At 35.9% G+C, this 12,990-nt stretch carries 11 protein-coding genes and 3 tRNA genes; 12 read left to right on the forward strand and 2 right to left on the reverse strand.

Going from position 1 to position 12,990, the window contains the following annotated elements:
* Positions 1 to 12: 12 nt before the first annotated feature.
* Positions 13 to 528: a shikimate kinase gene (locus tag BW946_RS13655; RefSeq protein WP_047428102.1), complete on the reverse strand. Its 516-nt coding sequence runs from the start codon at positions 526 to 528 to the stop codon at positions 13 to 15.
* A gap of 115 nt (positions 529 to 643) precedes the next feature.
* On the opposite strand from BW946_RS13655, the gene BW946_RS13660 reads away from it, so the two are divergent.
* From BW946_RS13660 to BW946_RS13670, 3 genes are all read left to right on the forward strand, one after another.
* Positions 644 to 716 (forward strand) — tRNA-Lys (locus BW946_RS13660).
* Positions 717 to 751: 35 nt separating this feature from the next.
* Positions 752 to 834, forward strand: a tRNA-Leu gene (locus tag BW946_RS13665).
* A 55-nt stretch (positions 835 to 889) separates the two neighbouring features.
* Positions 890 to 962: transfer RNA gene (locus BW946_RS13670), tRNA-Lys, on the forward strand.
* 180 nt (positions 963 to 1,142) lie between these two features.
* On the opposite strand, the gene panC is transcribed toward BW946_RS13670, so the two are convergent.
* Positions 1,143 to 1,991, reverse strand: a complete 849-nt coding sequence (gene panC / locus BW946_RS13675; RefSeq protein ID WP_076596712.1) for a pantoate--beta-alanine ligase — start codon at positions 1,989 to 1,991, stop codon at positions 1,143 to 1,145.
* A gap of 170 nt (positions 1,992 to 2,161) precedes the next feature.
* On the opposite strand from panC, the gene BW946_RS13680 reads away from it, so the two are divergent.
* The 9 genes from BW946_RS13680 to BW946_RS13720 all read left to right on the forward strand — a co-directional run bounded on the left by BW946_RS13680 (position 2,162) and on the right by BW946_RS13720 (position 12,756).
* Complete coding sequence (locus BW946_RS13680; protein WP_076596713.1) at positions 2,162 to 2,932, forward strand: glycogen/starch synthase; 771 nt, start codon at positions 2,162 to 2,164, stop codon at positions 2,930 to 2,932.
* 13 nt (positions 2,933 to 2,945) lie between these two features.
* Positions 2,946 to 4,592: a DUF4270 family protein gene (locus BW946_RS13685; protein ID WP_083688878.1), complete on the forward strand. Its 1,647-nt coding sequence runs from the start codon at positions 2,946 to 2,948 to the stop codon at positions 4,590 to 4,592.
* 32 nt (positions 4,593 to 4,624) lie between these two features.
* Entirely contained in the window at positions 4,625 to 6,478 is a 1,854-nt protein-coding gene (glmS, locus tag BW946_RS13690; protein WP_076596715.1) for a glutamine--fructose-6-phosphate transaminase (isomerizing), read from the forward strand.
* A 108-nt stretch (positions 6,479 to 6,586) separates the two neighbouring features.
* On the forward strand, positions 6,587 to 8,008 hold the full coding sequence (gene gldK / locus BW946_RS13695; RefSeq protein WP_076596716.1) for a T9SS ring complex lipoprotein PorK/GldK: 1,422 nt from the start codon (positions 6,587 to 6,589) through the stop codon (positions 8,006 to 8,008).
* A gap of 60 nt (positions 8,009 to 8,068) precedes the next feature.
* A complete protein-coding gene (gldL, locus tag BW946_RS13700; RefSeq protein ID WP_047428085.1) occupies positions 8,069 to 8,767 on the forward strand; it encodes a type IX secretion system motor protein PorL/GldL in 699 nt (232 codons plus the stop codon).
* 52 nt (positions 8,768 to 8,819) lie between these two features.
* Positions 8,820 to 10,412 carry a type IX secretion system motor protein PorM/GldM gene (locus BW946_RS13705; RefSeq protein ID WP_076596717.1) on the forward strand — a complete coding sequence of 531 codons (1,593 nt, stop codon included), beginning with the start codon at positions 8,820 to 8,822 and terminating at the stop codon, positions 10,410 to 10,412.
* Between the two features lie 20 nt (positions 10,413 to 10,432).
* Positions 10,433 to 11,371, forward strand: coding sequence for a type IX secretion system ring subunit PorN/GldN (gene gldN, locus BW946_RS13710; RefSeq protein ID WP_076596718.1), 939 nt, complete (start codon positions 10,433 to 10,435; stop codon positions 11,369 to 11,371).
* Positions 11,372 to 11,426: 55 nt separating this feature from the next.
* The gene (locus BW946_RS13715) at positions 11,427 to 12,461 is read left to right on the forward strand and encodes an NAD(P)/FAD-dependent oxidoreductase (protein ID WP_076596719.1); all 1,035 of its coding nucleotides are present in this window, start codon (positions 11,427 to 11,429) and stop codon (positions 12,459 to 12,461) included.
* 34 nt (positions 12,462 to 12,495) lie between these two features.
* Positions 12,496 to 12,756, forward strand: a complete 261-nt coding sequence (locus tag BW946_RS13720) for a SemiSWEET transporter (RefSeq protein ID WP_076596720.1) — start codon at positions 12,496 to 12,498, stop codon at positions 12,754 to 12,756.
* The last annotated feature ends 234 nt before the right edge of the window (positions 12,757 to 12,990 follow it).

Below are 12,990 nucleotides of genomic sequence, written 5' to 3' on the forward strand. Positions count from 1 at the left end.
AGTAGAAAAGCTCTAGAGATAGAGCTTTTCTATTATTTCGTTAACGATGTCTTCCGGTTCTCTGGAATCTGTCCCGACAGTGAATTGCGCCTTGCTGTAAAATTGATTTCTTTCAAATAAATGTTTGGCAATAAATTCCGGCAGGTCTTCATCAGATATATTGGCAATTAGTGGCCTTTTTTCTTTCTGTTTTGAAAGCCTTTCAACCAATGTTCCTACTCCGGTTCTTAAAAAAACACTCTTGGAGTTATGATTAATGATTTCCATATTATTATAATATACCGGAGTTCCTCCGCCCAGACTTAAAACTACATTTTCTTCCGAAGCCAATATCTCTTCAAGTGCCTCTCTTTCTAGCTTTCTAAAGTAAATTTCTCCCTTTTTCTCAAAAATTTCCGGGATGGTTAATTTATTTCTTCTGGAAATCTCTTTATCGAGATCGATTAATTTAAAATCTATTTTTTCGCTTAATATTTTGGAAATGTGAGATTTGCCACTTCCCATGTATCCGATCAATGAAATTACCATGAATTTTTTTTAAACAAATTTGCGAAAAAGTTTTGAGATAAAGAAAAAAGTCATATCTTTGCACCACTTAAAACAAGGGACATTACTTAAATGAAAACTTGTTACACAAGTGGCCGACTCGGTAGCTCAGCTGGTAGAGCAATACACTTTTAATGTATGGGTCCTGGGTTCGAATCCCAGCCGGGTCACTAGCAATAATAATTACTAGACTTGTAATTTTATTGCCTGCGTGGTGAAATTGGTAGACACGCCATCTTGAGGGGGTGGTTTCCTAAGGATGTGCTGGTTCGAGTCCAGTCGCAGGCACTGCAAAGAAAATTTTATAATTAATATTGAAATTAATTTCAATTTAATTGTGGCCGACTCGGTAGCTCAGCTGGTAGAGCAATACACTTTTAATGTATGGGTCCTGGGTTCGAATCCCAGCCGGGTCACAAGTTTACTGAAAAGTAAATTTTTTTCATATTAATATTTTGTGATTTGGTGTTTCAAAGGCTTCCTTCAGGAGGCCTTTGATTTTTTTATGTAATGAGCTAAACTCATTCTTTTCGTTCGTATATTCAATAAAAATCCCCGGCTGAAATAGCCAGGGATACTATATTTAAAGGGTAAGATCAATCAAGATGCATATTGTCAATTAATCTTACTCCATCTACTACCACTACGATGAAGGCCCTGAAATTTCTGTCTTTGTAGAAAAAATCAGTCTCCTGTAATGTGTTTTCATCGGCAATCAGAAAGTATTCAAGCTTCATACCCTGCTGATCATCAAAAATATCGGCTACTCTTTCCTTAATTTCTGGAATACTAACGGTTCTGAACCAGTCATTTACTTTTTTTAAAGTCTCGTAAATTACTTTAGAAGCTTCTTTTCGGTCTTCATGAAGTCTTTGGTTTCTTGAGCTTAGTGCCAGTCCGTTTTCTGCCCTGTAAATAGGAACTCCGGTTATTTTAACGGGAAGATGTTTTTTCTCCACCATTTTTTTAATAATAGCAAGCTGCTGAAAGTCTTTTTCACCAAAATAAGCATTGTCAGGCTTTACCTGTCTGAAAAGCTCTTCTACAACAGTTCCTACTCCGTCAAAATGACCCGGCCTTGATTTTCCTTCCATCTCATTTTCCAATCCATCAAAATCATATCGCTGGCTTTCGGCTTTCTCAGGGTAAATATCAGTTACCTCCGGAATATAAACAGCATCTACAAGACCTGAATTCTGAAGAATAAGTATATCTCTGTTAATATCTCTTGGGTATTTTTCAAGATCTTCAGGATTGTTGAACTGGGTTGGATTTACAAAAATTGAAGAGATTACAAGATCATTTTCTTTTCTTGCCTCTTCATACAGAGAAAGATGGCCATTGTGCAGGGCACCCATAGTAGGGGCAAAGCCAATTCTTTTTCCCATTTCTTTCTGTCTTTCAATGAAATCCTGAAGGACTTTTCTGTTTTTTAGAACTTCCATAGTTTATTTTAATACTATTTCAAAAATACTAAAAATATCGCATAATAATATGGGGTTTTAATAATTTGAAAAGGGAATTTTCGTAAAAAAATGTTAATTAAAATAATGTTGGATGTTTTTTTGTAATTTTGCACATTAAAGCATTTTTACAAAAATTAGATAGAAAGTTTATGCCGAATCAAAAAATACTGTACATTACTACAGAGATGTATCCATATCAGGAAGATACAAATATGGCTGCAGTGGTAAACAAAATGGCACTTAAGATGCACCAAGAAGGCAATGATGTAAGAGTTTTTATGCCAAGATTTGGACAAATAAGTGAGAGAAAATTCCAGCTTCATGAAGTAATCCGTCTTTCAGGGATGAATATTATTATCAATGATCTGGATCAGCCTCTGATCATTAAAGTAGCGTCTCTTCCGGGGGAAAGACTTCAGGTCTACTTTATTGACAATGAAGAATACTTCAAAAGAAAACAATATTATTTCGATGATGAAGGAAACCCTTTCGAAGACAATGACGAAAGAGCTATTTTCTTTGCCAGAGGAGTTATTGAAACCATTAAGAAACTAAACTGGGTGCCGGATGTTATCCATTTAAATGGATGGATGTCTTCTTTTGTTCCAATTTATCTTAAAACTTACTACGAATCAGATACTTATTTCAAGGATGCAAAAATTGTACTTTCTCTTTACAATGAGAAAGACGCTGAATTGGACAAAAAGATCGATGAAAAGCTGCAGTTTGATAATATTTCCGGATTAAAAGCGTTAGATAACCCAACTATTAAAAGTTTTGTTATCGAGAGTATGAACTATGTAGATGCCGTTGTAAAAGGTGACGAGTTTCTGGATGAAGACCTGGATAAGGCTTTCAACGAAACAGCAGCCCAGAAATCGGAATATCTGGACATAGATTCTATAAATCAACTTTATTAAAAACACATTTTTAATGACTCATAATCTTAAAAAGACCTTCGCCATGCTTTTATTGGCGATTTTTGGAAGTACATTCCTTTATAATTGTGAACCAGATCCGGATTCTCTTGGTGAGCAGCTGTTTAATGGTGATGCAGCGCAAGGTAACGAAATTGCATATCCTGTTATAGCATACAATTATAACAACAACGATTCAATCAGAAGTGATGCTTCAAGACTGATCAGTGGATTGAACGAATCAGGTGCTACTACAAATGTTGCTGTTCTTGGAGCATTTACTGAAAGCCAGTTTGGAATGCAGAGAGCATCTTATGTTACCCAGCTGAGAATGCCGGTAGATAATTTCGACTTCAATGGCGCAAATCCAAAAGTAGATTCTGTAGTTCTTGTAGTGAGACCACCTGCCAATACAGCTGCGAACACCTATTTCTTTGAAGGCGATTCATTAAAGACAAATACATACACAAAAGCTGATTTTCCGGTAGACGGAGTAGCTACAGAAGTTTCTATTGAGAAAAAAACTTATCCTGTTCGCAAATACGGAAAAATAGGTGGTGCTTCAAAATCAATGAAAATCAATGTGCATGAAATAACGACTTTTTTAGATACAAATGACGACAAGTTCAAGCGTTCCAATGTATCAGTAAATACTGGTGAACTGCTAGGATCAGGAGTATTTGACGGTAACATCAGTTCTACATCTATCACTAAAAAATCTGACAACTCAGTTGTATTTACCGGAAACTTAGGATTCAGAATGAAATTGAGTAATACAGACTTTTTCCAGACTCATATTCTTGATAAAAAGGGAAAACCTGAGCTTCAGGATGCTGCTAACTTTATCAGATATTTTAAAGGAATAAAAATTTCTGTGGATGAAACGGATAAATATCTTTACCAGTTCTCTCCTAATGATTTGCAGCTTATCATGTATTATAAATATGATAAAACGGATAACGGAACAACAACAAGACCACAGACAACACTTAGTTTCAACTTAGGAGGGGCTAATGCTCATATCGGACTGTATGAATACAGCAGATCCGGATCATCTGTTGCTGCTGCATTGGCTGCAAGTAAACCTGATGAAGGTGATGAAAGACTTTTTGTTCAGGGAATGGGAGGTCCTTCTGTTGTAGTAAAAATTAAGGATGAGACAATTGCAGACCTTAAGAAGATCTATGTTGAAAAGAAAGCAGGTATTGTAAGTGCTAAAATCAGAATCTATCTTGATGCTGCAACATGGAAAAATACCGGCTCTACTGAAGATCGCAGGTTTACGCTGTTAACCAATACATTAGATGCTAATGGTAAAATTGATTACAAAAAACTGGCGTTCACTTCAGATCTGACAAACGGACTTGGACTATATTATTATAAAGAAAATCTTGGTTATTATGATTTTGTAGTAACCAAAACAATCAAGGATCTTGTGGAAGGGAAGAAGGAAACAGTAGATGGAACTGAACAGCTGATCGTTAATAAACCATTAATAATTACTGCAGGAACATTTGCTGCCAATGCTACAGGAACCCTTTTGGGAGTTCGAAATACGACAAGAGCATTTGATATGAACAGAATTATTCTTACAGGAGTAGATAAAACAAATACGAATCCGAAAAGAATCCAGCTAATGGTGACTTACGGAACGAAAAAGTAGAACACAACAAACAACACTATACAAAATAAAATATGTGCGGAATAGTAGGATATACAGGTTTTCAAGACGCTTATGAAATTGTAATTAATGGTCTTAGAAGATTGGAATATAGAGGGTATGACAGTGCCGGAATTGTTTTAGAAGGTTCAGATAACAAGCTGGAAGTAGAAAAAACAAAAGGTAAAGTGGAGGATTTGGTGAATATTTCCAAAGAGCTAAAAGGAAAGTCTAAAATTGGAATGGGACATACCCGTTGGGCAACCCACGGAGTTCCAAGTGACAGAAATTCCCACCCGCACTTGTCAAACAACGGAAAAATTGCAATTGTACATAATGGTATTATTGAAAACTATGATACCATTAAAACAATGCTTACTGAAAAAGGATTTACTTTCAAGTCAGAAACAGATACAGAAGTACTGGTAAACCTTATCCAGTATTTTATGGATCTTAATCCGGATATCGATTTCCCAACTGCAGTGAGATATGCATTGAATGAAGTATATGGAGCATATGCAATAACGGTACTTCACGAAGATTATCCCGGAGTATTGGTGGTAGGAAGATTAGGGTCTCCTTTAGCAATCGGAATCGGAGATAAAGAATATTTTATTGCATCTGATGCTTCCCCTTTCGTAGAATTTACAAAAGAAGCTATATATCTTGAAGAAGGACATATGGCAACAATATCTCTGGAAAACGGAGTAGATATCAGAACGATCAATGAAAACTCTAAGATTAAGCCGGAAATTCAGGAGCTTAAATTAAGTCTTGAACAAATCGAGAAAGGTGGATACGAGCATTTCATGCTTAAAGAAATCTTTGAACAGCCTAAATCTGTACATGATACCATGAGAGGTAGACTTCTTGTAGATGAGGGAATTATTAAAATGGCTGGAATCTGGGATCATGTTGAGAAATTCAAAAATGCCAACAGAATTATAATCATTGCCTGTGGTACTTCATGGCATGCAGGTCTTATCGGAGAATATCTGATAGAAGAATACGCAAGAATTCCTGTTGAAGTAGAATATGCATCAGAGTTCAGATACAGAAACCCTATCATTACAGATAAAGATGTGGTGATTGCGATTTCTCAGTCTGGAGAAACTGCCGATACAATGGCTGCTTTAAAATTAGCAAAAGAAAAAGGGGCATTTATATATGGTATATGTAATGTCGTAGACTCTTCTATTGCAAGAATTACAGATGCCGGTTCATATACCCATGCTGGTCCGGAAATCGGGGTTGCTTCTACCAAAGCGTTTACGGCACAGCTTACGATTCTTACTTTAATTGCTTTTAAATTAGGAAAACACAACGGGAACTTAGGAAATGCTGAATTTATGAGCTTAATTGCTGAGCTTGATGCTATGCCTAAGAAAATTGAAGAAGTGTTGAGTAGCACCCATGAGCTTACGCAGAATATTGCAAAAGATTTTGTGAAAGCTACCAATTTCCTTTATCTGGGAAGAGGATACAATTATCCTGCAGCCCTAGAAGGAGCATTAAAACTAAAAGAAATTTCTTATATCCATGCAGAAGGCTACCCGGCTGCAGAAATGAAGCATGGTCCGATTGCCCTGATCGATGAAAACATGCCGATTGTCATTATAGCACCTAGAAAAGGTCACTATGATAAAATCGTAAGTAATGTTCAGGAAATTAAAGCGAGAAAAGGAAAAATTATCGCTGTAGTTAATAAAGGAGACCGTCAGGTGAGCGAAATGGCAGATTATGTTATCGAAATCCCTGAAACTTCAGAATGTTTCTCTCCAATTGTTGCTTCCGTACCTCTGCAACTGCTTGCTTATTATATTGCAGTATATAGAGGAGCCAATGTAGATCAACCGAGAAACCTTGCAAAATCTGTTACCGTGGAATAAAAAGTTGTTGTAAATAAAATAAATTTAGATTTCTTCCGTTATTTCAAAAAAAATCTTAAAAGTTTCTTAAAAAAATTATATATTTACGGCTTAATTATAAAAATTAACATGAAAAGGATATTTCTTTTATTATTGTCTGCGTCGGTAGCATCGGTATCTTGTTCAGGTGGTGGCAGCTCTTCTGTAGGGAAGCCAGGAACAAAAGGAGAATTGATACCAAGAGAAAAAACTAAATCATTTGTTGCGGAAAGACCATACGGAATGGTTGCAATTCCTGCAGGTTCATTTGTTGCTGGTTTAGCAGACCAGGATCCGACAAATACTCCTGAAAAAGCATCATTGAAAACAGTTACTGTTTCTTCTTTCTTCATGGATGAAGCAGAAACTACCAACTCGGAGTACAGAGTATTTATCAATTATGTAAGAGACTCTATTGCGAGAACTTTACTTGCTGAAGCTGCCGGAGAAGGTGGTGATGAAGGCGGACGTAAAGGAGCTGCAATAGGTGATTATGCATATCTTGCTAAAAAAGAAGAAAACTTAACACCTTATCAAGAATATATGGAAGGCCAGGGTGGCCGTGAAGATGGAGGATATGATGCAAGTAAAAGATTAGATTGGAAAATTCCTTTACACTGGAGTACTACAAAATACCCGGATGTAGAATACGCAGAGGTTTTAGAATCTATGTATCTGCCTTCTTCTTCCAGAATTGGAAACGAAAGAATTTTAGATGTAAGTAAGCTGAAATATACATACCGTTGGGGAGATATGGATGCTGCTGTTGCAGATAACGAAAGAGGAGCTAATTACCTGAGAAGCGAAAGTATTGCGATCTATCCTGATACAACCGTTTGGGTAAAAGATTTCCACTTTGCTTACAATGAGCCATTGTTCGAGCAGTATTTCTGGCATAAAGCTTATAAAGACTATCCTGTAGTGGGAGTTACCTGGGATCAGGCAAGAGCTTACTGCAACTTCAGATCTAAATTGAAAACAGATTACAACGAAAGTTTAAAAAGAAAAAAACAAAGACCATTAGAGTTCCGTCTTCCAACTGAGACTGAATGGGAATATGCTGCAAGAGGAGGGATGCAAAACGCTACTTATCCTTGGGGCGGTCCGTATTTAATGGATGACAGAGGTTGTTACCTGGCAAACTTTAAACCGAAGAGAGGTAACTACATGGAAGACGAGAAAAAAGGAACTTATACATATACAGCTCCAGTTAAGAAATTTAAGAAAAATGGGTTTGGGTTGTTTGATATGGCTGGAAACGTTTCTGAGTGGACACAATCTGCGTATAACAATTCTTCATACGGATTCTCTTCTACATTAAATCCTTCTACTAAAGATAAAAAGGATACGAAGAAATCTGTAAGAGGTGGATCTTGGAAAGATATAGGATATGCACTAATGACAGGTGCCAGAGATTGGGAAAGAAAAGATTCCGCAAGAAGCTATATCGGATTCAGAACTGTACAGGATATTCCTGAAGCAGCAGTTAAACCAAGAAGAGTTAACAGATAACGAATCAGACAATTATTTTTCAATAACAATTTTATTTAACATTAAAAAAACTAACTCAATATGTTTAAGACTAAAGATGCTTGGATGAATTTCTTTTATTCATTCGGTGCTGCAATTGTAATTCTTGGAGCTTGGCTTAAAATTACTCACATTACCTTGGGACCTATTAATGGTAATATCGCTCTTACTGTAGGACTTATTACTGAGGCGATTATCTTTATCATCTTTGCATTTGACCCTCCAAAATCAGAAGAGTCTTATGCATGGGAAAATGTTTATCCTGAGTTATTAGATAAACATGCTAATCCAAACCCATTACACTCTAATGTATCTTCTAGAAATAATAATGCAGCAGCTCAATTTGCAGAATTAGAAAACTCTCTTTCTAACAAATTGGATAAAATGCTTGAAGATGCCAGATTAGATGTTCAATTATTTGAAAGACTGAGAACAGGAATTGATAAATTCTCAAACTCTGTTGATCAGATCAATCAAACTGTTGACGTATCTGCCTCTACTCACAAATATAACGATCAATTAAATAAAGCAGCTCAGCACATGGAAAGCATGAATGCTCTTTATGCAATGCAGCTTGAAAGCGGTAAGAGACAATCTGAATTTGCTAACAAGTATGTGGCTGATATGCAGAAATCTGCAGAGCAATCTGAAAAATTCAACCAAGAGCTACAAGGTTTAACATCTAATCTTAATAACTTAAATAGAGTTTATGGTGGTATGCTAACTGCTATGAAGTCTTAATTCCTAACCATTTCTAAATTTAACTACTTAATCAAAAAACAAAGAAAAGAGAATGGCACAAGGAAAACAGACCCCTCGTCAGAAGATGATCAACCTGATGTATTTGGTGTTCATCGCGATGATGGCCCTAAATATTGATGCAGAAATCATCAGATCATACTATGACTCTACCAGAGCATTGAATGAAACCAGAACTTTAACAGAAAAAAAGAACGAGAAGATCTTTGAAAGAACGTTGGAAGCTAAGGCTCAGCAAGTTCCGGATACTTATGCACAGCCTTGGGCTCAGTACAAAGTATTGAAAGCCAAAATTGATGCATTGGTAAAATCAGCTCAGGATGTTAAAGATTTGTTGAAGAAACAATCTGAGTTTCATGACAAAGATCCACAAACAGGAAAAGATGTTGATGTAAGTGAAAACTTTGCTGCATTGAACAACAACGAAGCGACTACTGAATATTTCTTCAAGGAAGGAGATGAAAATACTCCATCAAAGAATGCATTAGACCTGAAAGCTAAAATTGATGACGTAAGAAACTACATCAACGCTACTTTTGGAAACAATGCTCAGTTACAGGATTTAGTAGCAAGAGCTAATAAGTCTCTAATTGCGGAGTATCCTAAAGGAACATCTCCAAATGAGAAAACTTGGTTCCAAAATAAATTTTATCATCAGCCGCTAATTGCTGCAATATCTAATTTGGAAATTATCCAAAATGATGCCAGAAACGTACAATCTGATGCATTGGCACTATTACTTCAGGAAAAAGTAGATGCGAGTATTAAATTCTCAAGCTATGAGCCTATTGTTTCAGGTCCGGTAGATATCCAGGCAGGAAAACAGGCAGAGGTAAAAGTAATGTTGGGTACTTATTCTAACAGTAATAAGATCAGCATCTCTGGTGTTGGTAAAGTTGAAAATGGTAAAGGAACAATCGCTATTTCAGGTTCTGGAATTGGTGAACATAAATTAGGAGGTACCATTACATTAACAGATGCTTCAGGTAAGCCACAGTCTTTCCCTTGGACACATACATACAATGTAATTGCTGGACCAAGAGAAGTAAAACTTGAAAAAGGATTATTGCTTTCTGCGGATAAAATGAATGTAATGTACAGAGGACTTGAGAACCCTGTTTCAGGATCAATCTTAGGTGCTGACAATTCTAAACTTTCATTATCTGCTCCGGGTGCAGCTGTAAGAAGTACAGGCCCAGGAAAATGGATTGTAAAACCAACTACTGGTAATACGGTTAAACTGACATTATCGGGAACAGATCCTTATGGAAAATCTGTATCTCAGGTATTTGAATATAGAATTAAGAATGTACCACCACCGCAAGGTCAGATCAGAGGAAGCAGCATCGTATCTATGCCTGCCACTTCTATCCAGAATCAAACGGTACAGGCAGCAATTCCTGACTTCGACTTCCCTGTTTCATTTACTGTAACTCAGTTTATGGTGAGAGTACCAGGTAGAGCAGCATTACTTGTTCACGGGAATTCATTAAATGATGCAGCCGGATTAGTGAAAAACCTTAGATCTGGAGACGTAGTTTCTGTCTTTGATATTAAAGTTACTGCTCAAGGTTTAGATGGTCAGGTTATTAAAAATATTACTCCTATAATCATTAACATTCCATAGGACTAAAATTGTAATTTATTATGAAAAAATATATTAGCACCCTTTTAGTATTAGTTTCGGGATTTGCTTTTTCCCAGACTATTCTGAATGCATCCTCTCCGGAAGAGTTCAGACAGATGAGAGCAGAAAATAAACAGAAAGTTGGTGATACTATTGTAGATAAAACAGTAAAACCTCTTGAGTATGGTTTTGTAGAAGATAAAGATATCTTTAAAAGTATGTTTGTATGGGAGATCATTGATATGAATGATAAAATCAACCAGCCATTCTACTATGATAATCCGGATGGTCTTCTTGCTACACCTACAAGATCTCTATACCAACTATTACTGGATGCAGCTTTATCTGGAAAGATTGAACAGGTATATGATGATGAAAACTTTACTGTAAAACTTTCTCCTGAAGGAATTCAGAAAAGATTGGAAAAAGTTATCATCAATGATGCAGCTATTGATATCTTAAACTCTGGAAGACAACTTACAGAAGCAGAAAAGAAACAATATACTGACGTATTTAAGACAACTACCGATAAAGTAAAAGTTCTTAAAATCATGGGTATGTGGTTTATTGATAAGAGAGACGGACAAATGAAATACAGACCTCTGGGTATTGCTGCAATGGGACCAGATCCTGCAGTACAGGGAGTTATTGGTCCAGATGGTAAGCCTATTGCAAGTAACGATGAGCTTATTGACCTGTTCTGGATCTATTATCCAAGTGCCCGTGATGTTTTAGCAAATAATTTTGTCTTCAACAGAAAAAATTCATCTGCTGACTTATCTTTCGATGATGTGATCAATGCAAGAAGATTCTCTTCTATCATTTATAAGTCTTCAGCCGGTTTGGGAGACGGTACTATTAAGGACTATATTCCTAAGAATGCCGATGAACAACTGGAAGAAAGCGATAGAATCAAAGCACAGATTCTTGAAATGGAAAATGATATGTGGAATTACTAGATTTCACTTGATATTTATAGAAAACCTGAGTACTTTTACTCAGGTTTTTTTTATTATGAAAAATGTAGATTATATTATTGTAGGAGATGGATATGCAGGGCTTTTCTTAGCTCATCAGCTCATTAAAAATAACAAATCTTTCGTGATCTTTACGGAAGGAAGAAAAAGTGCTTCTCAGGTTTCAGCAGGAATTATCAATCCTGTTGTACTGAAGAAGTTTACCACATTCTGGAAAGCACAGGAACAAATAGACTTTCTTAAAGACAGTCTTAAAGAAATAGAATCATATACCGGAGAAAACTATTTAATCAACGTTCCTATTCACAGAATTTTTCATGATGAGAACGAGCAGAATTTATGGTTGAAGAAATCAGGAAATGAAGAATTGTCTCATTTTCTTGATCAAAATTTCGATCGTTTAAATATAGTAAAAAACGATTTTCTTACCGGAAAGGTTAATCAGTCTGCAAGGCTTAATGTTAATGGATTTTTCAGTGGTTTATTCAATTATTTTGAAAAAAATGATCATCTGGTAAAAGAAAAATTCGATTATTCAAAATTGAACCCATCCGAATCGATATATAAGGATTTTAATTTCAAAAATATTATTTTCTGTGAAGGAATGGGTGTGAAAGATAATCCCTACTTTTCAGAGATCGCAGTAAACCCGAACAAAGGTCATCATATAAAAGTGAAACTGTCACAACCGATTCCGGAAAACATAACGATTAAAAAGAAACACTTTTTATTCCCAACCGGAAACGGCCTGTATTTTTATGGAGGAACTTATGACAGAGAACAACTTCATCACCATATTGATGAATCAGCAGTTGCACAATTAGTGAAAGGACTTTCAGAATTTTATCCTTATGATTTTGAAGTTGAGGAAGTGCATTTTGGATTTCGTCCAACTGTAAAAGACAGAAGGCCTATCATAGGAAGGCATGAAACGTTCGGTAATCTCTATGTCTTTAATGGACTTGGAGCCCGTGGTATTCTTAATGGATGCTATTTTTCAAGAGATTTGTTCCGTTTTATGGAAGAAGATACTCCATTGCATACAGAAGTTTCATTGAACAGATTTCAATAGTGTATCTTAGTGTTAATTTCCAAACTAAAAATCTATGGATGAAAATATTTTAGGTATCGTTGCCGGAATTCTTACTTCTGTTTCAATGATTCCACAGCTTATAAAGGTGATCAGAGAAAAGAATGTAGAAGATATTTCTTTACTCATGCTTCTGGTTCTGATTTCTGGACTCTCTTTATGGGTATGGTATGGCTTTGAAAAAGACGAATTACCTATTATTCTATCCAATGCATTTGCCGTTCTGGTGAATATCAGCCTTCTGATCTGTTATATAATGTACAACAGGAAAAAATAGCAATATCAATATAAAAATACGCCTCATCATGATGAGGCGTATCTTATTTTTTATGGTAATGTGGTCAAAAATAGTTGGTGTTTTTGTCAAAAATAATTCGTAATATTTTACAGTTGATTGGAAGAGGAAGTAAGCAATACTGAGGAGCAACTTACCAGCAATACAATCAACGCTGTAAACAATAGTTTAGAGGATGGTTTTTCCATCCTCTTTTTGTAAATTATTGGAACAGCT

This window comes from Chryseobacterium sp. RU33C (genome assembly GCF_900156015.1).
In the GTDB taxonomy this organism is placed as follows: domain Bacteria; phylum Bacteroidota; class Bacteroidia; order Flavobacteriales; family Weeksellaceae; genus Chryseobacterium; species Chryseobacterium candidae.